This window comes from Pseudomonas putida NBRC 14164 (assembly GCF_000412675.1).
Taxonomy (GTDB): domain Bacteria; phylum Pseudomonadota; class Gammaproteobacteria; order Pseudomonadales; family Pseudomonadaceae; genus Aquipseudomonas; species Aquipseudomonas putida.
In genome coordinates, this window is record NC_021505.1 from 980644 (window position 1) to 1005258 (window position 24615).

The window sequence follows — 24615 nt, forward strand, 5'->3', positions numbered from 1 at the left end:
ATGCAAGGCGCGATGATACGTCAGCAGCAACCCGTTACCGGCCGTAGCAAGCCGGTGCCGCGTGGTGCCAGCCGGCTGGTGGCCGACGAGCCCGTATCGGCGCGCCTGCCGCGGCCAAGCCTGGGAGGCCTCAAGCGCCTGCTGTGGCCGGTGCTGCTGGTGGCGGCCGGCTTTGGTGCCTACGAAGGCGCCATTCGCCTGATGCCGTATGCCGACCGGCCGATCACCAAGATCGACGTGCAAGGCGACCTCAGCTACATCAGCCAGCAGTCGGTGCAGCAGCGCATCGCGCCCTACGTGGCGGCGAGCTTCTTCAGCGTCGACCTGCCAGCGATGCGTGCGGAGCTCGAACAGATGCCATGGATCGCCCACGCCGAAGTGCGCCGGGTGTGGCCTGACGAGGTGGTGATCCGCCTGGAAGAACAGCTGCCGGTGGCGCGCTGGGGTGACGAAGCCTTGCTCAACAACCAGGGCCAGGCCTTCACCCCGCGCGAACTGGCCAACTACGAGCACCTGCCGCAGTTGGCCGGGCCCCAGCGTGCTCAGCAACAAGTCATGCAGCAGTACCAGGTATTGAGCCAGATGCTGCGCCCCATGGGCTTTTCCATTGCTCGCCTGGAGCTGCGCGAGCGAGGCAGCTGGTTCCTGACCACCGGTGCAAGCAGCGCCGGGCCAGGCATCGAGCTGCTGTTGGGGCGCGACCATCTGGTGGAGAAGATGCGCCGTTTCATTGCCATTTACGACAAGACACTCAAAGACCAGATCACCACTATCGCCCGCATTGATCTGCGTTATTCCAACGGACTTGCCGTTGGTTGGCGGGAACCGATTGCACCGACGACGGCCCAACCCGCCGTTGCGAAGAATTAGAGAGAGGCAGGACCATGGCAAACGCGCATAGCGGCAAAATGATCGTCGGGCTGGACATTGGCACCTCCAAGGTGGTGGCGCTGGTGGGCGAAGTGGGCGAAGACGGTACCCTGGAAATCGTCGGGATCGGCACCCATCCGTCCCGCGGCCTGAAGAAAGGCGTGGTGGTGAACATCGAGTCCACCGTGCAGTCGATCCAGCGCGCCGTGGAAGAGGCCCAGCTGATGGCCGGCTGCCGTATCCACTCGGCCTTCGTCGGGGTAGCCGGCAACCACATCCGCAGCCTGAACTCCCACGGCATCGTCGCCATCCGCGACCGCGAGGTCAGCCTGGCCGACCTGGAACGTGTACTCGACGCCGCCCAGGCCGTGGCGATTCCGGCCGACCAGCGCGTGCTGCACACCCTGCCGCAGGACTACGTGATCGACAACCAGGAAGGCGTGCGCGAGCCGCTGGGCATGTCCGGCGTGCGCCTGGAAGCCAAGGTCCACGTGGTCACCTGCGCAGTCAACGCGGCGCAGAACATCGAGAAATGCGTACGCCGCTGCGGCCTGGAAATCGACGACATCATCCTTGAGCAGCTGGCTTCGGCCTACTCGGTGCTGACCGACGATGAAAAAGAACTGGGCGTGTGCCTGGTGGACATCGGTGGCGGCACCACCGACATCGCCATCTTCACCGAGGGCGCCATCCGTCATACCGCGGTAATCCCGATTGCCGGCGACCAGGTGACCAACGATATCGCCATGGCCCTGCGTCCCCTACCCAGTACGCCGAAGAAATCAAGATTCGCTACGCCTGCGCCCTGGCCAAACTGGCTGGCGCCGGCGAGACCATCAAGGTGCCGAGCGTGGGCGACCGCCCACCGCGCGAGCTGTCGCGCCAGGCCCTGGCCGAGGTGGTGGAGCCACGTTACGACGAGCTCTTCACCCTGATCCAGGCCGAGCTGCGCCGCAGCGGCTACGAGGACCTGGTGCCAGCCGGCATCGTCCTCACCGGCGGCACCGCGAAGATGGAAGGTGCCGTGGAACTGGCCGAGGAAATCTTCCACATGCCGGTACGCCTGGGCGTACCGCACAGCGTTCGGGGGCTGAGCGACGTGGTTCGCAACCCGATCTATTCCACCGGTGTGGGCTTGCTCACTTACGGCCTGCTGAAGCAGTCCGAGGACCTGATCCTGACCGGTAACACCAACAGCAGCAACAACAGCTATGGCGATGAACCGAAGGCCCCAGTGCTTGAGCGCTTCAAGAAGTGGGTCCAGGGCAACTTCTAAGTTTCAAAGCAGTAGTGGTAGGCGCAACAACTAGAGAACTGTAAGGAGAGGGAAAATGTTCGAGCTCGTAGACAACGTCCCGCAAAGTCCGGTCATCAAGGTGATCGGCGTTGGTGGTGGTGGTGGCAACGCCGTCAACCACATGGTCAAGAGCAGCATCGAAGGTGTGGAATTCATCTGCGCCAACACCGATGCCCAGGCGCTGAAAAGCATTGGCGCGCGCACCATCCTGCAATTGGGCACTGGTGTGACCAAGGGCCTGGGTGCCGGTGCCAATCCGGAAGTCGGCCGTCAGGCTGCGCTGGAAGACCGTGAGCGCATCGCCGAAGTGCTGCAGGGCACCAACATGGTGTTCATCACCACTGGCATGGGTGGCGGTACCGGTACCGGTGCAGCGCCGATCATTGCCGAAGTGGCCAAGGAAATGGGCATTCTCACCGTAGCCGTGGTGACCCGCCCGTTCCCGTTCGAAGGCCGCAAACGTATGCAGATCGCCGATGAAGGCATCCGCATGCTGGCTGAAAGCGTCGACTCGTTGATCACCATTCCCAACGAGAAACTGCTGACCATCCTGGGCAAGGATGCCAGCCTGCTGTCCGCCTTCGCCAAGGCCGACGATGTACTGGCCGGTGCCGTTCGCGGTATCTCCGACATCATCAAACGCCCTGGCATGATCAACGTCGACTTCGCCGACGTGCGTACCGTGATGGGTGAAATGGGCATGGCGATGATGGGTACTGGCTGTGCCAGCGGCCCGAACCGTGCGCGTGAAGCCACCGAGGCGGCGATCCGCAACCCGCTGCTGGAAGACGTCAACCTGCAGGGCGCCCGTGGCATCCTGGTGAACATCACCGCAGGCCCGGACCTGTCGCTGGGTGAGTACTCCGATGTGGGTAGCATCATCGAAGCCTTCGCCTCTGACCACGCCATGGTCAAGGTGGGCACCGTGATCGACCCGGACATGCGCGACGAACTGCACGTGACCGTTGTGGCCACTGGCCTGGGCGCGCGCATTGAGAAACCGGTCAAAGTGGTCGACAACACCCTGCAGACTGCCCAGCAGGCGTACGAAGCTTCCAACCCTGCACCGGTTCGCCAGGAGCAGCCAGCGGTCAACTACCGTGACCTGGAGCGCCCGACTGTGATGCGCAACCAGGCCCATGCAGGTGCTGCTGCAGCCGCTAAACTGAACCCTCAGGATGACCTGGACTACCTCGATATCCCGGCTTTCCTGCGTCGCCAGGCTGATTAATGGAATTTATCAGGGGTATAAAGGTGATTGGTATTCATCAAAGGTTGGGTCTGTTATCATCCCCAGCCTTTGTTGATACCTGTTCGCAATTTGCGCTGAAGCGGCCAATGCCATGATTAAACAACGCACCCTGAAGAATACCATCCGTGCCACAGGTATCGGTCTGCACTCTGGGGAGAAGGTTTACCTGACCCTCAAGCCTGCACCTGTGGACACCGGCATCGTCTTCCGCCGCGCCGATCTCGACCCTGTGGTCGAAATCCCTGCGCGTGCGGCCAACGTCGGCGAGACAACCATGTCGACGACGCTGGTCAACGGTGACGTCAAGGTCGATACGGTCGAGCACCTGCTCTCCGCCATGGCGGGCCTGGGCATCGATAACGCCTACGTCGAGCTCTCCGCCTCGGAAGTGCCGATCATGGACGGCAGCGCCGGACCCTTTGTATTCCTGATTCAGTCTGCCGGCCTGGAAGAGCAGGACGCAGCCAAGAAGTTCATCCGCATCCTGCGTGAGGTAACCGTGGAAGAGGGCGACAAGCGCGCCACGTTCCTGCCTTTCGAAGGGTTCAAGGTGAGCTTCGAGATCGACTTCGATCACCCGGTCCTCAAGGGCCAGACCCAGAGTGCGGTCGTCGACTTCTCCAGCACCTCGTTTGTGAAGGAAGTCAGCCGCGCGCGTACCTTCGGTTTCATGCGTGACATCGAGTACCTGCGCAAGCACAACCTTGCGCTGGGCGGCAGTGTCGAGAACGCCATCGTGGTCGACGAGACCGGTGTGCTTAACGCAGACGGCCTTCGTTCCGATGACGAATTCGTCAAGCACAAGATCCTCGACGCCATTGGCGACCTCTATCTGCTGGGCAACAGCCTGATCGGCGAGTTCAAGGGCTACAAGTCCGGCCACGCGCTGAACAACCAGCTGCTGCGCAAGCTGATTGCAGAAACCGATGCCTGGGAAGTGGTCACTTTCGAAGATGCCAGCACGGCACCGATCTCGTACATGCGCCCTGTTGCGGCCGTGTAAGTTCGAACACTCTCTCTAGTGTTGTATCAAGGCCACCTTCGGGTGGCCTTTTTTATGGCTTGTTCCTGGCGTGGGCGGCCAACCGTTCCAGCGCTGCGCGCAGCTTGGGGTCGGTGATGCCCTCGGCGGTGTCGCGCAGGCTTTCGGCGGCGCTGATCGACAGCTCTGCAGCATGCCCACCTCGCTTGGCTGGCACTAGCGGTGGCTGCACCTTGTAGAGCATGCGCCTGAGGTTGCCGAATGCTTCCATGGCTTGTAATGCTGCCAGCAGGCGCTTTTGCTGGTAGCGCAGGCGGGTTGCCCAATGGCCGTCGGTAACTACCAGCAACAAAGTGCCATCGCGCCACGACGCCACATGGCAGTGCTCCCGGGCAGCCGGTTGCAGCTGGCTTTCCAGCAGGCGCTGCAGGTGCTCCAGGCGTTCGGCCTGGTTAAGCAGCAGGCGCAACGGGCGCACCTGGCGCAGCAGTGCGGAGGGTGGCTGGGCAGGGGAGGGTTTGTAGGCCATGGGGTACGCATGAGGTTGCAAGGGCAGCAGTCTAACACCTCTATAGCCTGTGCCGGCCTCTTCCCGGGTAATAGAAGATAAGACTGGTTCTCGATAGCTTTCATGTTGCCAAGGCTTGAACTCAGGGAAAATGCCCCTATCTAAGACAGGCCCCTGCCAAAACGCTGTAATAGCATCGTGGAAATCCACCACTTTCCTCACCATCGTTTCCGGGTAGAATGCTCGTTCGCATGCGGCCTCAGGGCTGCACGGGCGACTCATGGGGCCGCCCTCCATCCCTACGTGTGGAAGATCCTGCCGATATGTTTGCGCCTTTGTTAAAAAAACTTTTTGGAAGCAAGAACGAGCGTGAAGTGAAACGCATGCTCAAGACGGTGAGTATCGTCAATGCCTTCGAAGAGAAGATGGTGGCCCTCTCCGACGAGCAACTGCGGGGCAAGACCGCAGAGTTCAAGGAGCGCTTGGCCAAAGGCGAGACACTGGACCAATTGCTGCCTGAAGCCTTCGCTGTGGCCCGAGAGGCCGGCAAGCGCGTAATGGGCATGCGCCACTTCGATGTGCAGCTGATCGGTGGCATGACCCTGCACGAGGGTATGATCGCAGAAATGCGTACCGGTGAAGGCAAGACCTTGGTCGGTACCTTGGCCGTGTACCTCAACGCACTGTCCGGCAAGGGCGTGCACGTGGTCACCGTCAACGACTACCTGGCCCGCCGTGACGCCAACTGGATGCGTCCGCTCTACGAATTCCTCGGCCTGTCGGTCGGTATCGTTTCGGCCTTCCAGCCGCCGGAAGAAAAGCGCGCCGCCTATGCGTCCGACATTACCTACGGCACCAACAACGAATTCGGTTTCGACTACCTGCGCGACAACATGGCGTTCAGCCAGGAAGAGAAGTTCCAGCGTGAACTCAACTTCTCGGTAATCGACGAAGTCGACTCCATCCTCATCGATGAGGCGCGTACCCCGCTCATCATTTCCGGCCAGGCTGAAGACAGCTCCAAGCTGTACATCGAGATCAACCGCCTGATCCCGCGCCTGACCCAGCACATCGAAGAAGTCGAAGGCCAGGTTACCCAGGAAGGCCACTTCACCATCGACGAGAAGAGCCGCCAGGTCGAGCTCAACGAAGCCGGTCACCAGTTCATCGAAGAGATGCTCACCCAGGCCGGCCTGCTGGCCGAGGGCGAGAGCCTGTATTCCTCGCACAACCTGGGCCTGCTGACCCACGTTTACGCTGGCCTGCGCGCGCACAAGCTGTTCCACCGCAACGTCGAGTACATCGTCCAGGACGGCCAGGTCCTGCTGATTGACGAGCACACCGGCCGTACCATGCCGGGCCGTCGCCTGTCCGAGGGCCTGCACCAGGCCATCGAGGCGAAAGAGAACCTGAATATCCAGGCCGAGAGCCAGACCCTGGCTTCGACCACCTTCCAGAACTACTTCCGCCTGTACACCAAGCTGTCCGGCATGACCGGTACCGCCGACACCGAAGCGTTCGAGTTCCAGTCCATCTACGGCCTCAACGTGATGGTGATCCCGCCGAACAAGCCGCTGGCACGTAAAGACTTCAACGACCTGGTGTACCTGACTGCCGACGAGAAATACGCCGCGATCATCGCCGACATCAAGGAAAGCATGACCCACGGCCGCCCGGTGCTGGTGGGTACTGCCACCATCGAAACCTCCGAGCACATGTCGAACCTGCTGCTCAAGGAAGGCATCGAGCACAAGGTACTGAACGCCAAGTATCACGAGAAGGAAGCCGAGATCATCGCCCAGGCCGGTGCGCCAGGCGCACTGACCATCGCCACCAACATGGCCGGTCGTGGTACCGACATCCTGTTGGGCGGTAACTGGGAGGCCGAAGTGGCCACCCTGGAAAACCCGACACCCGAGCAGATCGCCCAGATCAAGTCGGACTGGCAGAAGCGTCACCAGCAAGTGATCGAGTCGGGCGGCTTGCACGTGATCGCTTCCGAGCGCCACGAATCGCGCCGTATCGACAACCAGCTGCGTGGCCGTTCGGGCCGTCAGGGTGACCCGGGTTCCAGCCGCTTCTACCTGTCGCTGGAAGACAGCCTGATGCGCATCTTTGCCTCTGACCGGGTGAAGAACTTCATGAAGGCACTGGGCATGCAGTCGGGCGAGGCCATCGAACACCGCATGGTCACCAACGCCATCGAGAAGGCCCAGCGCAAGGTCGAAGGCCGTAACTTCGACATCCGTAAGCAATTGCTCGAATACGACGACGTGGCCAACGAGCAGCGCAAGGTGATCTACCACATGCGCAACAGCCTGCTGGCCGCCGAGAACATCGGCGACACCATCGCAGAATTCCGCCAGGAAGTACTGGACGCTACCATCAGCCAGCACATCCCGCCGCAGTCGCTGCCCGAGCAGTGGGATGTGGTCGGCCTGGAAGCTGCTTTGGCCAGCGATTTCGCCATGAAGCTGCCGATCCAGCAGTGGCTCGACGAGGACGATCACCTCTACGAGGAGACCTTGCGCGAGAAGCTGCTGAACGAGATCACCACCGCCTACACCGAGAAGGAAGACCAGGCCGGTATCGACGCCCTGCGTACCTTCGAGAAGCAGATTCTGCTGCGCGTGCTGGACGACCTGTGGAAAGACCACCTGTCGACCATGGACCACCTGCGTCACGGTATTCACCTGCGTGGCTATGCGCAGAAGAACCCGAAGCAGGAGTACAAGCGCGAGTCGTTCAGCCTGTTCCAGGAGCTTCTCGAGTCGATCAAGCGCGACACCATCCGCGTGCTTTCGCACGTTCAGGTTCGCCGCGAAGATCCGATCGAAGAAGAAGCCCGCCTGCGCCGCGAGGCCGAGGAACTGGCCAGCCGCATGCAGTTCCAGCATGCCCCTGCCCCGGGTCTGGAAAGCGAGCAACTGAGCGAAGAGGGCGCCGAAGTGGCGGTCGCCGCAGCGCCAGTGCGCAACGACCAGAAGCTGGGCCGCAACGAGCCGTGCTGGTGTGGTTCGGGCAAGAAGTTCAAGCATTGCCACGGGCAGATCGAGTGATTTGACCAGGCAGTTGTAACCTGAAACATCCGGGGGCCGCTTTGCGGCCCATTCGCGGCACAAGGCCGCTCCTACAGGGACCGCGCCCGACCCAATGGTTGCGATGCCCCTGTAGGAGCGGCCTTGTGCCGCGAATGGGGCGCGAAGCGGCCCCGCTCTTCCATCATCACTTCACCGTTTTTCTAGGAGCGCTCTAATGGCTGTTGGTCTTGGTCCTTTGCCCACCCTGCACCCGGTTCCGGGTTTTGAACTCGGCATCGCTTCTGCCGGCATCAAGCGCCCGGGGCGCAAGGATGTGGTGGTCATGCGCTGTGCCGAAGGCTCCAGCGTGGCTGGCGTGTTCACCCTCAACGCCTTCTGCGCAGCGCCGGTGATCCTGTCCAAGCAACGTGTACAGGGCACCGTGCGCTACCTGCTGACCAACACCGGTAACGCCAACGCCGGTACCGGCGCGCCCGGCCTGGCCGCCGCCGAACGTACCTGCGCCAAGCTGGCCGAGCTGGCTGGCGTGCCGGCCGAGTCGGTACTGCCGTTCTCCACCGGCGTGATCGGCGAGCCACTGCCGGTCGAGAAGATCGAAGGTGCACTGCAGGCCGCCCTCGACAACCTGTCGGAAAACCATTGGGCTGAAGCTGCCACCGGCATCATGACCACCGATACCCTGCCCAAGGGCGCCAGCCGTCAGTTCCAGCACGATGGTGTGACTGTTACCGTCACCGGCATCAGCAAGGGTGCAGGCATGATTCGCCCGAACATGGCCACCATGCTCGGCTACATCGCTACCGATGCCAAGGTTGCCCCGGCAGTGCTCAAGGACCTGATGCTGGACGGCGCCAACAAGTCGTTCAACCGCATCACCATCGACGGCGACACCTCGACCAACGACTGCTGCATGTTGATCGCAACTGGCAAGGCCAACCTGCCGGAAGTGACCGAAGCCAGCGGCGCGCTGTTCGAAGCCCTGAAAAAGGCCGTGTTCGAAGTGTGCATGGAGGTGGCCCAGGCCATCGTCCGTGACGGCGAAGGTGCCACCAAGTTCGTAACCGTGCAGGTCAACGGTGGTGGCAACCACCAGGAATGCCTGGACGTCGGCTATGCCGTGGCCCATTCGCCACTGATCAAGACCGCACTTTTCGCATCCGATCCGAACTGGGGCCGCATCCTGGCCGCCGTTGGCCGTGCTGGCGTGCCGGAACTGGATGTAAGCCTGATCGACGTGTACCTGGGCAGCGTGTGCATCGCCAGTAAAGGCGGCCGTGACCCGAGCTACACCGAAGCTCAGGGCTCGGCAGTGATGGCCCAGGAAGAGATCACCATCCGCATCGAGCTGGGCCGTGGCCAGTGCAGCGAAACCATCTGGACCACCGATCTGTCCCACGAGTACGTGAAGATCAACGCCGAGTACCGTACCTGATCGAAAATGGGGCTGCAAAGCAGCCCCAGCATTCCAAACCGATGGAGCCGAACCATGAGCTATCACCTGATCATCGGCGACAAGCTGTATTCTTCCTGGTCGCTGCGCGGCGCCCTGGCCCTCGAGCTGGCTGGCGTGCCCTACGAAGAAACCCTGATCAAGCTCAACCAGCCTGATACCCGTCAGCGCATCCTCGCTTTCTCCTCCACCGGCAAAGTGCCGTTGCTCAAGACCGGGCACGGTGTGATCGCCGATTCCCTGGCCATCGCCGAATACCTCAACGAACAGCACCCCGACGCCCAGCTGTGGCCTGTCGACGTAGCCGCGCGTGCCCAGGCCCGTTCGGCTTGTGCGCAGATGCACAGCGGTTTCTTCGCCTTGCGCGGTGCCATGCCGTTCGACCTGTCGCGTGACCAGGCCCTGGACGATGTGCCGTTGGACGTGCAGGTCGACATCGACCGTATCGTCGCGCTGTGGTCCGAATGCCGCGTGGTGGCCAAGGACAGCGGCCCGTTCCTGTTCGGCAAGCCGAGCCTGGCCGACGCCTTCTTCGCCCCGGTGGCCGTGCGCCTGCGCACCTACCGCGTGGAGGTGCCGGCAGAGGCGGCAGCCTACATCGAAACCATTTATCAGTGGCCAGCCTTCCAGGCTTGGCAGCAGGCCGGCCTGGCGGAGCGTGAAGGGTGAAACGGATACATGTTGTAGCGGCGGTCATTCGCGGTACTGATGGCCGTATTCTGATTGCCCGCAGGGCGGATACCCAGCACCAGGGCGGCCTGTGGGAGTTTCCCGGTGGCAAGGTGGAAGAGGGTGAAGGCGTGGAAGCGGCGCTGGCCCGTGAGCTGCGCGAGGAGCTGGGCATCGAGGTGACCCGCTCGCGTGCGCTGATCAAGGTCAGCCATGACTACCCGGACAAACAGGTGCTGCTGGACGTGCGCGAAGTCGAAGCGTTCACGGGCGAACCTCATGGCGCAGAAGGGCAGCCGCTGGAGTGGGTGTCGCCACGGGACCTGGCGCAATACGAGTTCCCCGAGGCCAACAAGCCGATCGTGGCTGCCGCGCGTCTGCCGGACCAATACCTGATTACCCCGGATGGCCTGGAAGTGCCACAGATGCTCAAGGGCATCCAGAAGGCGGTGGCCAATGGTACTCGCCTGATCCAGTTGCGGGCGCCGGACATGTATGACCCCAAGTACCGTGATGTGGCGGTGGATGCCGTGGGGTTGTGTGGGGGCAAGGCGCAACTGATGCTCAAGGGGCCGCTGGAATGGCTGGGTGATTTCCCGTCGGCCGGTTGGCACCTGACGGCAGCGCAGTTGCGCAAGTACGCTGCCAAGGGCCGGCCGTTCCCCAAGGAGCGCTGGCTGGCGGCGTCCTGCCACAGCGCCGAGGAGCTGGCGCTTGCTGAACAGATGGGCGTGGACTTTGTCACCTTGTCGCCAGTGCAGGCGACCCAGACTCACCCAGAGGCGGTGCCGTTGGGATGGGATGAGGCGCAGCGGTTGATTGCCGGGTTCAACAAGCCGGTTTACCTGCTGGGTGGGGTAGGGCCTGATCAGCGCGAGCAAGCCTGGGAAGTGGGGGCACAGGGTGTTGCCGGGATCCGGGCGCTCTGGCCCGACGTCTGAGTAAGGCGGCCGCTTTGCGGCCCATCGCCGAGGTCCCACAGGTATAGCGTTGTCTTCGGGTTCATGATGAACCGGTGGGAGCTGGCTTGCCGGCGATGGGCTGCAAAGCAGCCCCGGTAATATCAGCCCTCAGGCTTTGGCGCTGGCTGCCACAAAACCTCAGCCACCCCCTGGCGCCGCCCGATGATCCGCGCCGCCACGAACAATAGATCGGAAAGCCGGTTGATATACGCCAAGCCAACGCCTTCCAGTGGCTCCACGGCATTCAACTGCTGGCACCGCCGCTCCGCACTGCGCGCCAGGCTGCGGCACACATGCGCCTGCGCCACCAGCGCCGAACCACTGGGCAAGATGAAGTTCTTCAACGGCCCCAGCTCTTCGTTCCACACATCGATGGCCGCCTCCAGGCGCTCGACCTCTGCCAAGGTCAACGCTTGGTAGCTCGGCATCGCCAGCTCACCGCCCAGGTCGAACAAGCGGTGCTGACACGGCACCAGCACGGTGCTCACCTCGTCCAGGCCTTGCTCGTCCAGGCCCGCCAGCAGCAGCCCCAACTGGCTGTTCAGGCTGTCCACCTCGCCAATCGCCTCGATCCGAGGGTGGTCCTTGGGCACCCGGCGTCCGTCGCCCAGGCCGGTTTCGCCCTTGTCGCCGGTGCGTGTGTAGATCTTCGACAGGCGATAGCCCATGTCACTTCTCCGTGTTGGCCGGCGTCGCCGGCTGGACGAGGGGCAGGCGCAGGGTAAAGCAGGTGCCCTGGCCGGGCGTGGACTGCACTTCCATCTGCCCCTTGTGGTTGTTGGTGATGATGAAATACGAAACCGACAGGCCCAGGCCAGTGCCCTGGCCGATTTCCTTGGTGGTGAAGAACGGCTCGAAGGTGCGTTTGCGCACGGCCTCGGGCATGCCGACGCCGTTGTCCTCAACCTGGATTTCCGCCCATGGCGGGTTTAGCCGGGTGCGCAGGGTAATGCGCCCGGGCTCGCTGGGCTGTGGCCGCACGTGGATGGCCTGCGCCGCGTTTTTCAGCAGGTTGAGCAGTACCTGTTCCAGTTCGTTGGCCGTGCAGGGCACGGGGCCCAGTGCAGGGTCGAACTGGCGCACGATGGCCTGGCCCTTGAAGTCGAAGCCGATGGTCAGGTCAAAGTCATTGCCGGCAATGTCCACCGCCTGGTCGATCAGTGCCGGCAGGTCGCACGGCGCAAGCTGGCGGTTGCTGCGGCGGCTGAAGCTGAGCATGTGGGTGACGATCTTCGCTGCCCTGGCGCCGGCCTGTTGAATGCCATCGAGCAGCTGTGGCACCTCGCGGCTTTCCAGGTAGCGGTTGACCGTGGCCAGGTCGATGTCCAGTTCTTCGGCCTGCTCCTGGTTGCGCGGCAACTCGGGCGACAGGCGCCGGCGAATGTTCTGCACGTTGTGCAGGATGGCGCCCAGCGGGTTGTTGATCTCGTGGGCCATGCCGGCCGCCAGGCCACCGACCGAGAGCATCTTCTCGGATTGCACCATCATCTCTTCCAGCGACAGGCGCTGGGTAATGTCGTCGATGCGGATGACCACGCCGCGCCCACCGCCGCCGGTCAACGGGTAGAAGGTCAGGGCGTAGTGACGCAGGTCATCGCCCTTGGCCCAGGTGACCCGCTCGATCTTCGCCACCCGGTGCTTCTCCACGGTTTCCTTCAACTGCGGCAAAAACGGCTTGAGCGGCTCGAAGGCGATGAACACCGGCTGGTTCAGCGCTTCGTCCAGTGGCGTACCGGAAAGCACCGTGGCTTCGTGGTTCCACTGGGTCACGTAAAGTTGTTCGTCGAGGGCGATCAGCGCCGAGGGCATCGAGTCGATGATGCTGTTGAGGTAGTTCTGGAAGCCTGTGAGTTTTTTCTCGATCTTGCTGCGCACCTGTACTTCCAGCTCAAGCTTGCGGTTGGTATGGCGGGTTTCCTCGGCCAGGCCCTGGGCCTGGTCGTAGGCGCTCTGGAATTCGTCCCGCGCGCGTTTCAGCTGCTGCTCGCGGCCTTCGATGCGCGAGAGCATGGTGTTGAAGGCTTCGGCCAGGCTGCCGATTTCGTCGTCGTTGCCGCGCTTGGCGCGCAGGGCATAGCTCTCTTCGCGGGTAACCTGGCGGCTGAGCTCCTCAAGCTGGTTGATTGGCTGGGTGATCAGGCGCTTTATCTGCCGGGCGACCACAATCCACAGCAGGATGCTGAACACCAGGATGCCCATGCTGGCGCTCAGGGTGCCGGTGTAGAACGCCGTGGGCAGCTCGCTGCTGGCCACCAGCAGCAGGTGCGCCGGCGGGTTGGCGTCGCGCGGTATGCGGATCAGCTGGGTGCTGCGAAACTCCATCAGGCGCCAGCCGTCGATGTTGCGAAAACGCTTGGGCAGGGCCAGCGGCTCGCCATGCTGCAACTGCGCCAGCATACGTCCATCGCCGCCGTAGACGGCGGCGGCGCGTAGTGGCGTGTAGCTGTCCAGTTCCTTGAGGAGGGCGCTGGCGGTTTCCGGGGTGTCGCCGGCGCGGGCGGCAAGTTGCGGGTTGGCCACCAGCCGGCCGATGGTCTGCAGTGCCTGCGGCGCCATGCTTTCCTGGGTGATCCAGTAGGCGGCGCTGATGAAGGTGAGGTTGGCCACCAGCAGGATGGTCACCAGCAACACCAGCAGGGCCGCCAGCAGTTTCTGCCCGACCGGGAGGTTTTCCAGGCGTTGGCGCAAGGTCATGGGCTAGGCAATGTCCGTATCCGGTTGAAAGGGCCGCGTCAGTCGCAGGGCAAGCCACGCGTGCGCAAGTTATCGACCAGGCGCTGTTGCAAGCGTTCCAGCAGTGGCAATTGCAGGCCATGGCGCCCGGCCGCACGGCAGGCATGGCCGAGCAGGTAGTGCACCTCTGTGCGTCGGCCCGCGCGCACGTCCTGGTACATGGAAGAGTAGTTGGCCGCGGTGGCAAGGATCACCCGCTGTACTTCTTCGCTCAGCTCATCTGCCGCTTCCGGCTGGCCGCAGCGCCGCAGCAACTGGACCAGTTCGGCGCACAGCGCATCCACTTCTCCCAGGTGCCCCAGCAGGCCGCCGTTCTGGCATTCGTGCAGCACGGTCAGCGGGTTGATGGCGCAGTTGAGGGCCAGCTTGCGCCATAGCCGGGTGAGGATGTCCACCGTCCACTCGGCAGGGATACCGGCTTCGTGCAGGTCATCGAACCAGGCGGGCATTGCAGGGTTGCGTGGGTCGCCCAGCCAGTTGAAACCGTGGCCGGCAAAGCGCACCTGCCATTCCCCGTCGCGAAAGGCACCTTCGGTACTGGAAGCGAAGATGCAGCGTGCGTGGGGTACCAGGTCGGCCACTTCGTCCTGGCTGCCCAGGCCGTTCTGCAGCAACAGCACTTCGGCACCCTCGGCCAGCCGCGGTGCCACACCGGCAATGGCCTGCGCCGCGTCGTAGGCCTTGCAGGCCACCAGCAGGCGGTGGATGGGGCCCTGCGCCTGGGCGGTTTCGGCGGGGATGGCGTAGTGGCGGGGCTGGTCCTGTTCAACCAGGGTCAGGCCGCCGGACTGCTGATAGGCGTGCAGGCGTTGCCCGTCACGCAGGATCAGGCGCACGGCCTTGCCCGCGCGCGCCAGGCGGCAGGCCCACAGGCTACCGAGGCTGCCGGCGCCGAGAATATGCCAGGTGCTGCTCATATGCGTTTCGCAACCCGTTATAATGAGCCCGCATTTTAACCGTCTAACTCAGCGTGCTCCATCTTCAGACCGAGCGCGCTTTATTTTTTGGAGAACAACCATGCCTTCGTTCGACGTGGTATCGGAACTGGACAAACACGAAGTGCAGAACGCCGTTGATAACGCTATCAAGGAACTTGATCGCCGTTACGACCTGAAAGGCAAGGGCACCTTCGAGTTCAAGGAAAAAGATCAGACCGTTCTGCTGACCGCCGAGGAAGAGTTCCAGCTCGAAGCGATGCTGGAAATCCTGCGCCTTGCACTGGTCAAGCGCAAGATCGACGTGAAATGCCTGGAAACCCAGGACCCGTACCCTTCCGGCAAGGAAAAGAAGCAGGAAGCCAAGTTCCGCGAAGGCATCGACAAGGACCTGGCGAAAAAGATCGTTGCCACCATCAAGGATGGCAAGCTGAAAGTACAGGCCGCCATCCAGGGCGAGCAGGTGCGTGTAACCGGCAAGAAGCGTGACGACTTGCAGGAGGCCATTGCCCTGCTGCGCACCAAGGAATTCGACATGCCGCTGCAGTTCAACAACTTCCGCGACTGATGCAGGTGCTGCCCGGAACCCCGATGGCGTAATGATGTCCATGGGGGCCGGGGCTGTGTAAATGCGCGCAGCCTGTTCTACCGTGTACTTGCCGCTCGGCATCAGGAGATGAATATGGATTTGAACGCTGAAGTCGATCAGCTCGTCCGCCAATCCCAGACCTGGATCCCGTTGATCATGGAGTACGGCAGCCGCGTGCTGCTGGCACTGCTGACCCTGGCGGTCGGTTGGTGGATCATCAACAAGGTCAGCGCCCGCCTCGGCAAGCTGGTTGGCCTGCGCAACGCCGACCTGGCGCTGCAGGGTTTCATCAGCACCCTGGCGAACATCGTGCTGAAGGTGCTGCTGATGGTCAGCGTGGCGTCGATGATCGGCATCGAGACCACCTCGTTCGTTGCCGCCATCGGTGCCGCTGGTCTGGCCATCGGCCTGGCCTTGCAGGGCAGCCTGGCGAACTTCGCCGGCGGTGTGCTGATTCTGATGTTCCGCCCGTTCCGTATCGGTGACTGGATCGAGGCGCAGGGCGTTGCCGGCACCGTCGACAGCATCCAGATCTTCCACACCGTGCTGCGTACCGGTGACAACAAGACTGTGATCATGCCTAACGGCAGCCTGTCCAACGGCATCATCACCAACACCAACCGCCAGCCGACGCGCAAGGTGGTGTTCGATGTGGGTGTGGACTACGAGGCCGACCTGCAAAAGGCCCGCAACGTGCTGCTGGAGCTGGCCAAGGACCCGCGTGTGCTGCCCGACCCGGCACCGCAGGCGGTAGTGGCGACGCTGGGCGACAGCTCGATCACCGTCTCGCTGCGCTTGTGGACCAAGACGTCCGATTACTGGGACGTGATGTTCATGCTCAACGAGCATGCGCGTGACCGGTTGAAGGCCGAAGGGATCGACATTCCGTTTCCACAGCGGGTGATCCGTGTGGTGCAGGAGACTGCAGCGCAGTAATACCGCTTTGTCATCGACCGGGGCCGCTTCGCGCCCCTTCGCGGGCTTGCCCGCTCCCACAGAGATTCCGCAATCCGTGTGGGAGCGGCAAGCCCGCGAAGGGGCGCGTAGCGGCCCCAGTTTTTACACTTGTTCACAGCAATTGCTCGGCTTTTCTGGCATATACCCTGGCCCCACCTGTCACACCCGATATGCCATCATGAAGCCACTGCTGTACATCACCCCCCTGCGCGCCTTGCTGTTCGGCCTGACCCTGGCCCTGTTCGAACTGCTCACCTACCTGGCCAGCGACGCCGTCATGCCGGCCATGCCGGTGGTGGTGGGCGACCTGAACGCCAGCCCCGAATACATCCCCCATGCCCTCAACCTGTATCTGTTGGGGGGCGTGGTACTGCAATGGTTGATCGGCCCGCTGGCCGATCGTTATGGCCGGCGCCCGCTGCTGTTGGTTGGCTGCGCGTTCTTCGGCCTTGCGTGCCTGGCCACCTTCTGGGTCCACGACATTGGCCTGTTCAACCTGCTGCGCCTGTTGCAGGGCATCGGCCTGGGCTTTGTCGTCACCGTCAGCTACCCGGCCCTGAACGAAGCCTTCAGCGAGGCTGACGCCGTGCGCATGATGGCCTTGCTGGCCAACATCGCCTTGCTGTCACCCCTGCTCGGGCCGTTGGTGGGCACCTTGCTGCTGCAATGGCTGGACTGGCGCTGGCTGTTCGTGGCCTTTGCCATTGGCGCGGTGCTGGTGTGGGGGCTGTTGTACCGCCTGATGCCCGAAACCCTCGGTGTGGAACGCCGTGACGGCTCGCGCCTGGCGTATACGCCGATTCATCTGCTGCCACTGCTGGCGGGCTATGGTCAGTTGCTGGCCAACCGGCGCTTTGTCGCGGGCAGTGCTGCCTTGGGCCTGGTCGGTTTGCCGCTGATTGGCTGGATCGGCCTGTCGCCGGTGCTGCTCATCCACGATGAGGGGCTGAGCACGATGGCGTATGCCTTGTGGCAGCTGCCGGTATTTGGCGGGCTGATCCTCGGTAACCTGATCATCAACCGGATCGCCGACCGCTACCCGCTGCCTGCCCTGGTGCGGGGCGCGCTGTGGCCATACCTGGCTGGCCTGTGCCTGATGGTGCTGGCAACCTGGTACTGGCCGAGCGTTACCAGTGTGGTGGCGGGCATGTCGCTGTACGCGCTGGGGCTGGGTGTGGCCAACGCGGTGCTGTACCGCATGACGTTGTTCTCCAGCGAACAGAGCAAAGGCCTGGTCTCGGCCATGCTGGGGATGATCACCATTGCCTTGCTGGGGTTGGGCGGAGCGGTGCTGGCGATGATCGGCGCCGGGGCCAGCTTGCTGCACTTTGCCCTGGCGGCGGGTGTGGCGGGGGCATTGGCGTTGTGGCCGCTGTGGTTTGTCGTAGGTGGGCGGCCTGATGAGGGGGCTGTCGCGCAGTAATGTTTGATTGCCAGTCCCGGCCTCTTCGCGGGTTTACCTGCGAAGAGGCCGGGACAGGCGATAGGGTTCTTTCAGGGCCGCTCGGCCGCTGAACTGTCCTCTGCCACCGGCGTACCCCGGCCAGCCTCCTGACGCCACTGCAGCGCGATCAGGATCAGCGTAGGCACGCCCAGCAATGCGGTGATCAGGAAGAAATCGTGGTAGCCGAACTTCTCCACCATAACCCCTGAATACCCGCCGATAAGCCGCGGCAGCAGCAGCATGATCGAGCTGAGCAGCGCGTACTGCGTCGCCGAGAACTTCAGGTTGGTCAGGCTCGACAGGTAGGCCACAAAGGCCGACGTGGCCATGCCGGAGCTGAAGTTGTCCAGCGAGATGGTCACCACCAGCATTTCCAGGTTCGGCCCCATGTCGGCCAGCATCAGGAACAGGATGTTGGTACCGGCCGAGGCGACACCGCCGATGAACAGGATCGGCATGATGCCGAAGCGCACGATCAGCAGGCCGCCGACCCCGGCGCCGACCAGGGTCATGATCAGGCCGAAGATCTTGCTGACACTGGCGATCTGGTCCTTGGTGAAGCCCATGTCGATGTAGAACACGTTGGCCATCACGCCCATCACGGTGTCCGACATGCGATACGTGGCGATCAGGCCAAGCAGCAACAGGGCCTGCCAGCGGTAGCGGGTGATGAAGTCGTTGACCGGGGTCAGCACCGGGGCCAGGCCGCGACGGCCCAGGCTGGACAGGCACGCCCAGCTCAGCAGCACATAAAGGATCAGGCGCAGGAAGGCGCGATCTTCCAGCAGCAGGTCGAGTGGCGTTGCGTCACCGGAAATGACGCTGGACCAGCCGGTATTGAACATCTGGGTAAAGCTGGCCGGTACCGATACCAGCAGGATGATCAGCACGAACACCGACGCCAACTGGTGCACCAGGCCGTAGCGCGCTGCCGACAACTGCGTGCGCATGGGCACTGGCGGCTCGCGCATGACCAGCGTGGTGAACAGGGCGGGGAGCATCATCACCCCGAACATGACATAAGTGCCGGCCCAGGCTTTGTGCAGGTAGCTGAAACCGGTGGAGCCGAACCACTCGGCAAAGAACAGCGCGCCGGCCGTGGCGAGCAACGCTGCCACCCGGTAGCCGGCCATGTAGCTGGCGGCGAGCGCGGCCTGGCGTTGGTCGTCGGCGATTTCCAGGCGATACGCGTCGACGGCGATATCCTGGGTGGCAGAGGCGAACGCTACCAGCACCGCCATGGCGATCAACCACGACAGGTGCTGTTGCGGGTCGCACAGGCTCATGCCAACCAGCCCGACCACCACCAGCGCTTGCGACAGCAGCAACCACGACCGTCGTCGGCCCAGGCCGCCGAGCAGTGGCAGGCGCCATTGGTCGAGCAGCGGCGACCACACCCACTTGAAGGCGTAAGCCAGGCCAATCAGGCTGGCGTAACCAATGGTCTCACGGGCAACGCCAGCTTCGCGCAACCACACGGACAGGGTCGAGAACACCAGCATGTAGGGCAGGCCGGCGGCGAAACCAAGCAGCAAAAGTACCAAGGTTGACGGGCTGGCATAGGCAGCAAGCGCAGCGCGCCAGGTTTTACGGGGCATGGGCCAACATCTGCCTCAAGTTTGCGAAAACAAAGCGCGCACTCTAACCGCTGTGCTCCATTGGGCGCCAGCCATGGCGCGTCATATCCACACGATTGTTGGTTACATTCACACCCTCCGCGCGTAAACGCGCCCGTTGTTCATCCCCTGACGGCGTCCCTGATGCAAGGCTCAACCGCCCACCTGCGCCAAGCACCCGGTGCCATGGCAGCCGGGTATCTGCCGGCAACTGACCAAGCGTGCGGCCAACCCAGCGTGCCGCGCGGCCCAGCCCCGCCTGCTCGGCCAGCTGGCCGTAGCTCACCACCTTGCCGGGCGGCACCTGGCCGAGTACCGAATACAGCACCGTTCGTCGGCCCTCGGCGCTGTCCAGGGCGTGCTCGTATCCATCAGACATCAGGCCCCCCTTGGGCTGTAGATGAAACTGGACCGGTGGTTCGGCAAATGAGAGTTGAACTCAACGGCGTATGCCCGGTCTGTCCTTGCTCTGGTCGTCGGTATCTGGATAATGCCCGGCTTTTTTGTCAAAACGAACCCGTAGTCCGCCTATGTATTCTAGATCCTTGTTGTGCCTGCTAGCTGCCTCCTTGTGCGCCTCCCCGGTGTTGGCCGATACCGTGTGGATGAAGAACGGTGACCGGCTCAGCGGCAAGATCAAAGTCTTCGACGGCGGTAAGCTGCTGCTGGAAACCCCTTATGGCGGCTCCATCGCGCTGGACTGGAAAGAGGTCCAGACCCTGGAAAGCGACCAGGAGATGCTGGTCAAGCAAGACGCCTACACCGGTGAAAAAGCCAAGTCGCTGAAAGCCGCCGAGCCTGGCAAGGTAACGCTGGCCAATGGCGAAGCGCCAAAGACCGTGGAACTGGCCAGCATCGAGCAGATCATGAAGCCCAAGCCGCTGGTCGAGGACTTCGTGTGGAAAGGCAACGTCGATGTGGCGCTGGACTACAAGCGTGCCGAGAACGACACCGACGATTACGACGTAGGCTTCAAGACTACCGCTCGCCATGGCCGCTGGCGGCACAATGCCGAAGGCGAATACAACCGCGAGACCAAGGACGACGTCACCACCACCGACAACTGGAGCGCCGAGTACGCCCTGGACCGCTTCATCACCGAGAAGTGGTTCTGGCAGGGGCGTGCCGAATACAAGCGTGACCGCATCGAAGACCTGGCCCGCCAGCGCACCGTCGGTACCGGCCCGGGTTACCAGTTCTGGGACGATGAGCTGGGGGCGTTCTCGCTGGGCTCGCTGATCAACCGTACCGACTTCGAATACCAGGATGGCGGCAAGGACAACTTCTATTCCGCGGCGGTGAAGTGGGACTACACCCGCTACCTGATCGGCAAGAACGTGCAGCTGTTCACCAATGGCGAGTTCGCCAAGCCGCTGGGCGGCGTGGCCGACTACTCGCTGGATGCCGAGGTTGGCCTGCGCTACAAGGTCACCGAGTGGGCCTCGCTCAACCTCAAGGCCGAGAAGGACATCATTACCGGCACGCGTGAAAGCGACCTGGACAAGACCCGCTACACCGCAGGGTTCGGCGTTACCTGGTAGATCGCAGGGGGCGCCTTGCGCCCCTTCCGCCGGCAAGCCAGCTCCCACAGGCACCGAACAGGCTTGCCATTTCGCGGTCATTGTAGGAGCTGGCTTGCCGGCGCAAGGGCTGCGCAGCAGCCCCATTGGCAGTGGGCCTGATAATGCTATCTTGTGCCCATCCAGTCTGCCGCCAGGAGCCGCCCTCAAGTGAGTACCAACGCCATCCGCCCAGCCCGGGAATTGCTCCTCAAGGAATACCGCGGCGTGCTCTCGACCCATTCCAAGTCGATGCCCGGCTACCCGTTCGGCTCGGTCGTGCCGTATTGCCTCGATGCCAACGGCAACCCGCTGATCCTCATCAGCCGAATCGCCCAGCACACCCACAACCTGCAGAAAGACCCCAAGTGTTCGCTGCTGGTGGGTGAGCGCGAGGCTGAGGATGTGCAGGCCGTAGGGCGCCTGACCGTGATGGCCGAAGCGCACAAGCTGGTCGACGAGGCTGCTGTCGAAGCGGCTGCCGAGCGCTACTACCGCTATTTCCCGGACGCCGCCAACTACCACAAGGCCCACGACTTCGACTTCTGGGTGCTGCAGCCAGTGCGTCACCGCTACATTGGTGGCTTTGGCGCGATCCACTGGCTCGATCAGGTGACCTTGGCCAACCCGTTCGCCGGCAAGGCCGAGGCGAGCATGGTCGAGCATATGAACAGCGATCACGCCAACGCTATTGCTCACTACGTCGAACTGACCGACCTGCCACGGCATGCACCGGCGCAGATGGCCGGGGTCGACAGCGAAGGCATGCACCTTCGCATTGGCCAGGCCGTGCACTGGCTGCCCTTTCCGGCTACTTGCAACACGCCGACACAAGTCCGGGAGGCCTTGGTTTTGCTGGCTCGGGCCGACCAATGGCCGCATGCGACGCAAGTCGAGGGTTGAAATCCGGAGCGTCGGCATCCATTTGAGGTCTTATTGGAAGGTTATCTTCCGTCGAGGAACCCTTGATGCGTGCTTTTCTACTGCTGTTTCTGATTTTTCCTGTGCTGGAGCTTTTCGTCTTCGTCAAGGTCAGCGCGGCAATCGGTTTCTTCCCGGCACTGCTGCTGATCATCGCTGGCTCCGCCCTGGGTGTGCTGGTGATGCGGGTGGCCGGCCTGGCCACCGCACTGCGCGCCCGTGAAAGCCTGCAGCGCGGCGAGTTGCCCGCCGAGGACATGTTCCAGGGCATGATGCTGGCAGTCGGTGGCGGCCTGCTGCTGCTGCCAGGCTTCATCAGCGACGTGCTGGGCCTGCTGTGCCTGCTGCCGTTCACACGCCGCTTGGCCGCGCGCAAGATGCGCGAGCGTGCCGAGGCGCAGGCCCTGCGCCAACGTGCGTTCCAGGATGACCCGTTCCAGGCGCAGCCGCGTGAGGGGGGCCACCGTCCAAACGTGATCGAAGGCGAGTATGAGCGCCGCGACAAGTAAAACCTCCGGGGCCGCGCAAGCGGCCCCGATCTTTTCAGCCGGATCAAAAATTTTGTATATCAAGCCTTGTAATTGAATCTGGCGGCCTCATGTATGTGGTCACCGCAAGGTTTCTGGTGGCAACGCCAGACATTACACAAGTGGTTCGCCCATCGCGGGCCACTTCCCGGCAACGCCGGACAGCATCAACCCGCCGGTGTCGATACCGGCCGATGAAAACCACAATTTGGGAGAGATCGACAATGAAGCTTCGTCCTCTGCATGACCGCGTAGTCATCCGTCGCAGCGAAGAAGAATCGAAAACCGCTGGCGGTATCGTCCTGCCGGGTTCGGCCGCTGAAAAACCAAACCGCGGCGAAGTTGTTGCCGTCGGCACCGGTCGCATCCTGGACAACGGCGAAGTTCGCGCGCTGGCCGTGAAAGTGGGTGACAAAGTGGTATTCGGCCCTTACTCGGGCAGCAACACCGTGAAAGTCGATGGCGAAGACCTGCTGGTCATGGCCGAGAACGAAATCCTCGCCGTTGTCGAAGGCTGATTTCCCCGACTTCCCGTTACTCCAAAGAATTCCAAGGATTAAACGATCATGGCTGCTAAAGACGTAAAGTTTGGCGATTCCGCTCGTAAGAAAATGCTGGTTGGCGTCAACGTTCTGGCTGACGCGGTAAAAGCGACCCTGGGCCCGAAAGGCCGTAACGTGGTACTGGCCAAGAGCTTCGGCGCGCCAACCATCACCAAGGACGGCGTTTCCGTCGCCAAAGAAATCGAGCTGAAAGACGCCTTCGAAAACATGGGCGCCCAGCTGGTCAAGGAAGTTGCTTCCAAGGCCAACGACGCTGCCGGTGACGGCACCACCACCGCTACCGTTCTGGCTCAGGCCATCGTCAACGAAGGCCTGAAAGCCGTCGCTGCCGGCATGAACCCGATGGACCTGAAGCGCGGCATCGACAAGGCTACCGCCGCCGTTGTTGCCGAGCTGAAGAACCTGTCCAAGCCATGCGCCGACTCCAAGGCCATCGCCCAGGTAGGCACCATCTCCGCCAACTCTGACGACTCCATCGGCAACATCATTGCCGAAGCCATGGAAAAAGTCGGTAAAGAAGGCGTGATCACCGTTGAAGAAGGCTCGGGCCTGGATAACGAACTGTCCGTCGTAGAAGGCATGCAGTTCGACCGTGGCTACCTGTCGCCGTACTTCGTCAACAAGCCGGACACCATGGTTGCCGAGCTGGAAGGCCCGCTGCTGCTGCTGGTCGACAAGAAAATCTCCAACATCCGTGAGCTGCTGCCAGTTCTGGAAGCCGTTGCCAAGGCCGGCCGCCCACTGCTGATCGTTGCCGAAGACGTTGAAGGTGAAGCGCTGGCTACCCTGGTAGTCAACAACATGCGCGGCATCGTCAAGGTTGCAGCGGTCAAGGCACCAGGCTTCGGCGACCGCCGCAAGGCCATGCTGCAGGACATCGCTGTCCTGACCGGCGGCCAGGTCATCTCCGAAGAAATCGGCCTGTCCCTGGAAACCGCTACCCTCGAGCACCTGGGTAACGCCAAGCGCGTCATCCTGTCCAAGGAAAACACCACCATCATCGACGGCGCTGGTGTTGAAGATGACATCCAGGCTCGCGTCAAGCAGATCCGTGCCCAGATCGAAGAGACTTCCTCGGACTACGACCGTGAGAAGCTGCAAGAGCGTCTGGCCAAGCTGGCTGGCGGTGTTGCCGTGATCAAGGTCGGTGCCGGCACCGAAGTTGAAATGAAAGAGAAGAAAGCCCGCGTTGAAGACGCCCTGCACGCTACCCGTGCAGCCGTTGAAGAAGGCGTGGTGCCTGGCGGTGGTGTTGCCCTGGTTCGCGCCCTGAACGCGATCGTTGACCTGAAAGGCGACAACGAAGACCAGAACGTCGGTATCGCCCTGCTGCGTCGCGCTGTTGAAGCGCCGCTGCGCCAGATCACTGCCAACGCCGGCGACGAGCCAAGCGTTGTCGCTGACAAGGTCAAGCAAGGTTCGGGTAACTTCGGTTACAACGCTGCTACCGGCGAATACGGCGACATGATCGAGATGGGCATCCTGGACCCAGCCAAGGTCACCCGTTCGGCCCTGCAAGCTGCTGCTTCGATTGGCGGTCTGATGATCACCACCGAAGCCATGATTGCTGACGCTCCGAGCGAAGCCCCAGCTGGCGGCGGCATGCCAGACATGGGCGGCATGGGTGGCATGGGCGGCATGATGTAAGCCAGCCTTACCCCCTGCACCATTAAAAAGCCCCGGTTCGTGAGAGCCGGGGCTTTTTATTTTCCTGTGAGGGCCTCTTCGCAGCACAAGGCT

General features: G+C 62.5%; 21 protein-coding genes and 1 pseudogene. 16 read left to right on the forward strand and 6 right to left on the reverse strand.

Annotated features, from left to right (window positions below):
- The 4 genes and pseudogenes from PP4_RS04335 to lpxC all read left to right on the forward strand — a co-directional run bounded on the left by PP4_RS04335 (nt 1) and on the right by lpxC (nt 4422).
- Complete coding sequence (locus tag PP4_RS04335; RefSeq protein WP_016498051.1) at nt 1–870, forward strand: cell division protein FtsQ/DivIB; 870 nt, start codon at nt 1–3, stop codon at nt 868–870.
- A 14-nt stretch (nt 871–884) separates the two neighbouring features.
- Nucleotides 885–2146: pseudogene (gene ftsA / locus PP4_RS04340) on the forward strand (cell division protein FtsA).
- Between the two features lie 55 nt (nt 2147–2201).
- A complete protein-coding gene (gene ftsZ, locus PP4_RS04345) occupies nt 2202–3398 on the forward strand; it encodes a cell division protein FtsZ (protein ID WP_016488958.1) in 1197 nt (398 codons plus the stop codon).
- 112 nt (nt 3399–3510) lie between these two features.
- Nucleotides 3511–4422, forward strand: coding sequence for a UDP-3-O-acyl-N-acetylglucosamine deacetylase (gene lpxC, locus PP4_RS04350; RefSeq protein WP_016498054.1), 912 nt, complete (start codon nt 3511–3513; stop codon nt 4420–4422).
- A 52-nt stretch (nt 4423–4474) separates the two neighbouring features.
- Here the strand turns inward: lpxC and PP4_RS04355 are convergent, their stop codons facing one another.
- Nucleotides 4475–4930 (reverse strand): DUF721 domain-containing protein, encoded by a 456-nt coding sequence (locus PP4_RS04355; protein WP_016498055.1) that lies wholly within the window; start codon nt 4928–4930, stop codon nt 4475–4477.
- Between the two features lie 302 nt (nt 4931–5232).
- Between PP4_RS04355 and secA the strand changes: the two genes are divergently transcribed.
- The 4 genes from secA to PP4_RS04375 all read left to right on the forward strand — a co-directional run bounded on the left by secA (nt 5233) and on the right by PP4_RS04375 (nt 11010).
- Nucleotides 5233–7968 (forward strand): preprotein translocase subunit SecA, encoded by a 2736-nt coding sequence (gene secA, locus PP4_RS04360; protein WP_016498056.1) that lies wholly within the window; start codon nt 5233–5235, stop codon nt 7966–7968.
- A 196-nt stretch (nt 7969–8164) separates the two neighbouring features.
- On the forward strand, nt 8165–9382 hold the full coding sequence (gene argJ / locus PP4_RS04365; protein ID WP_016498057.1) for a bifunctional glutamate N-acetyltransferase/amino-acid acetyltransferase ArgJ: 1218 nt from the start codon (nt 8165–8167) through the stop codon (nt 9380–9382).
- A 54-nt stretch (nt 9383–9436) separates the two neighbouring features.
- The gene (locus PP4_RS04370) at nt 9437–10069 is read left to right on the forward strand and encodes a glutathione S-transferase family protein (RefSeq protein WP_016498058.1); all 633 of its coding nucleotides are present in this window, start codon (nt 9437–9439) and stop codon (nt 10067–10069) included.
- Entirely contained in the window at nt 10066–11010 is a 945-nt protein-coding gene (locus tag PP4_RS04375; RefSeq protein ID WP_016498059.1) for a Nudix family hydrolase, read from the forward strand. Before PP4_RS04370 ends, PP4_RS04375 begins: the two co-directional genes overlap by 4 nt.
- A 122-nt stretch (nt 11011–11132) precedes the next feature.
- Here the strand turns inward: PP4_RS04375 and PP4_RS04380 are convergent, their stop codons facing one another.
- The 3 genes from PP4_RS04380 to PP4_RS04390 are packed head-to-tail and all read right to left on the reverse strand — an operon-like array spanning nt 11133 to nt 14681.
- Nucleotides 11133–11699: a cob(I)yrinic acid a,c-diamide adenosyltransferase gene (locus PP4_RS04380; protein WP_016498060.1), complete on the reverse strand. Its 567-nt coding sequence runs from the start codon at nt 11697–11699 to the stop codon at nt 11133–11135.
- 1 nt (nt 11700) lies between these two features.
- Nucleotides 11701–13725, reverse strand: a complete 2025-nt coding sequence (locus PP4_RS04385) for a sensor histidine kinase (protein ID WP_016498061.1) — start codon at nt 13723–13725, stop codon at nt 11701–11703.
- Nucleotides 13726–13763: 38 nt separating this feature from the next.
- Nucleotides 13764–14681 carry a putative 2-dehydropantoate 2-reductase gene (locus tag PP4_RS04390; RefSeq protein WP_016498062.1) on the reverse strand — a complete coding sequence of 306 codons (918 nt, stop codon included), beginning with the start codon at nt 14679–14681 and terminating at the stop codon, nt 13764–13766.
- Nucleotides 14682–14781: 100 nt separating this feature from the next.
- Here PP4_RS04390 and PP4_RS04395 point away from each other — a divergent pair, with 100 nt between their 5' ends.
- The 3 genes from PP4_RS04395 (at nt 14782) to PP4_RS04405 (ending at nt 17668) form a co-directional block, all read left to right on the forward strand.
- The gene (locus PP4_RS04395) at nt 14782–15267 is read left to right on the forward strand and encodes a YajQ family cyclic di-GMP-binding protein (RefSeq protein ID WP_016498063.1); all 486 of its coding nucleotides are present in this window, start codon (nt 14782–14784) and stop codon (nt 15265–15267) included.
- 114 nt (nt 15268–15381) lie between these two features.
- Nucleotides 15382–16224 carry a mechanosensitive ion channel family protein gene (locus PP4_RS04400; protein WP_016498064.1) on the forward strand — a complete coding sequence of 281 codons (843 nt, stop codon included), beginning with the start codon at nt 15382–15384 and terminating at the stop codon, nt 16222–16224.
- 199 nt (nt 16225–16423) lie between these two features.
- Nucleotides 16424–17668, forward strand: a complete 1245-nt coding sequence (locus PP4_RS04405; protein WP_016498065.1) for an MFS transporter — start codon at nt 16424–16426, stop codon at nt 17666–17668.
- Between the two features lie 71 nt (nt 17669–17739).
- Here the strand turns inward: PP4_RS04405 and PP4_RS04410 are convergent, their stop codons facing one another.
- Together PP4_RS04410 and PP4_RS04415 are read right to left on the reverse strand one after the other, a co-directional pair.
- Nucleotides 17740–19287: an AmpG family muropeptide MFS transporter gene (locus PP4_RS04410; protein ID WP_016498066.1), complete on the reverse strand. Its 1548-nt coding sequence runs from the start codon at nt 19285–19287 to the stop codon at nt 17740–17742.
- A 43-nt stretch (nt 19288–19330) separates the two neighbouring features.
- Complete coding sequence (locus PP4_RS04415) at nt 19331–19684, reverse strand: MGMT family protein (protein WP_016498067.1); 354 nt, start codon at nt 19682–19684, stop codon at nt 19331–19333.
- 151 nt (nt 19685–19835) lie between these two features.
- Between PP4_RS04415 and PP4_RS04420 the strand changes: the two genes are divergently transcribed.
- The 5 genes from PP4_RS04420 to groL all read left to right on the forward strand — a co-directional run bounded on the left by PP4_RS04420 (nt 19836) and on the right by groL (nt 24522).
- Complete coding sequence (locus PP4_RS04420) at nt 19836–20846, forward strand: DUF481 domain-containing protein (protein WP_041167566.1); 1011 nt, start codon at nt 19836–19838, stop codon at nt 20844–20846.
- A gap of 189 nt (nt 20847–21035) precedes the next feature.
- Nucleotides 21036–21767, forward strand: a complete 732-nt coding sequence (locus PP4_RS04425) for a HugZ family pyridoxamine 5'-phosphate oxidase (RefSeq protein ID WP_016498069.1) — start codon at nt 21036–21038, stop codon at nt 21765–21767.
- Nucleotides 21768–21832: 65 nt separating this feature from the next.
- Entirely contained in the window at nt 21833–22294 is a 462-nt protein-coding gene (locus tag PP4_RS04430; RefSeq protein ID WP_016498070.1) for an FxsA family protein, read from the forward strand.
- A gap of 242 nt (nt 22295–22536) precedes the next feature.
- The gene (locus PP4_RS04435; protein ID WP_016488938.1) at nt 22537–22830 is read left to right on the forward strand and encodes a co-chaperone GroES; all 294 of its coding nucleotides are present in this window, start codon (nt 22537–22539) and stop codon (nt 22828–22830) included.
- Between the two features lie 48 nt (nt 22831–22878).
- Entirely contained in the window at nt 22879–24522 is a 1644-nt protein-coding gene (gene groL, locus PP4_RS04440; protein ID WP_016498071.1) for a chaperonin GroEL, read from the forward strand.
- Nucleotides 24523–24615: the final 93 nt, after the last annotated feature.

Coding starts and splice junctions, on each gene's coding strand:
- secA (WP_016498056.1), top strand. CDS start 5,233: ATGTTTGCGCCTTTGTTAAAAAAACTTTTTGGAAGCAAGAACGAGCGT.
- PP4_RS04390 (WP_016498062.1), bottom strand. CDS start 14,681: ATGAGCAGCACCTGGCATATTCTCGGCGCCGGCAGCCTCGGTAGCCTG.
- PP4_RS04435 (WP_016488938.1), top strand. CDS start 22,537: ATGAAGCTTCGTCCTCTGCATGACCGCGTAGTCATCCGTCGCAGCGAA.
- lpxC (WP_016498054.1), top strand. CDS start 3,511: ATGATTAAACAACGCACCCTGAAGAATACCATCCGTGCCACAGGTATC.
- PP4_RS04380 (WP_016498060.1), bottom strand. CDS start 11,699: ATGGGCTATCGCCTGTCGAAGATCTACACACGCACCGGCGACAAGGGC.
- PP4_RS04410 (WP_016498066.1), bottom strand. CDS start 19,287: ATGCCCCGTAAAACCTGGCGCGCTGCGCTTGCTGCCTATGCCAGCCCG.
- PP4_RS04430 (WP_016498070.1), top strand. CDS start 21,833: ATGCGTGCTTTTCTACTGCTGTTTCTGATTTTTCCTGTGCTGGAGCTT.
- PP4_RS04355 (WP_016498055.1), bottom strand. CDS start 4,930: ATGGCCTACAAACCCTCCCCTGCCCAGCCACCCTCCGCACTGCTGCGC.
- PP4_RS04385 (WP_016498061.1), bottom strand. CDS start 13,725: ATGACCTTGCGCCAACGCCTGGAAAACCTCCCGGTCGGGCAGAAACTG.
- PP4_RS04370 (WP_016498058.1), top strand. CDS start 9,437: ATGAGCTATCACCTGATCATCGGCGACAAGCTGTATTCTTCCTGGTCG.
- ftsZ (WP_016488958.1), top strand. CDS start 2,202: ATGTTCGAGCTCGTAGACAACGTCCCGCAAAGTCCGGTCATCAAGGTG.
- PP4_RS04335 (WP_016498051.1), top strand. CDS start 1: ATGCAAGGCGCGATGATACGTCAGCAGCAACCCGTTACCGGCCGTAGC.
- PP4_RS04400 (WP_016498064.1), top strand. CDS start 15,382: ATGGATTTGAACGCTGAAGTCGATCAGCTCGTCCGCCAATCCCAGACC.
- groL (WP_016498071.1), top strand. CDS start 22,879: ATGGCTGCTAAAGACGTAAAGTTTGGCGATTCCGCTCGTAAGAAAATG.
- PP4_RS04395 (WP_016498063.1), top strand. CDS start 14,782: ATGCCTTCGTTCGACGTGGTATCGGAACTGGACAAACACGAAGTGCAG.
- PP4_RS04415 (WP_016498067.1), bottom strand. CDS start 19,684: ATGTCTGATGGATACGAGCACGCCCTGGACAGCGCCGAGGGCCGACGA.
- PP4_RS04405 (WP_016498065.1), top strand. CDS start 16,424: ATGAAGCCACTGCTGTACATCACCCCCCTGCGCGCCTTGCTGTTCGGC.
- PP4_RS04420 (WP_041167566.1), top strand. CDS start 19,836: ATGTATTCTAGATCCTTGTTGTGCCTGCTAGCTGCCTCCTTGTGCGCC.
- argJ (WP_016498057.1), top strand. CDS start 8,165: ATGGCTGTTGGTCTTGGTCCTTTGCCCACCCTGCACCCGGTTCCGGGT.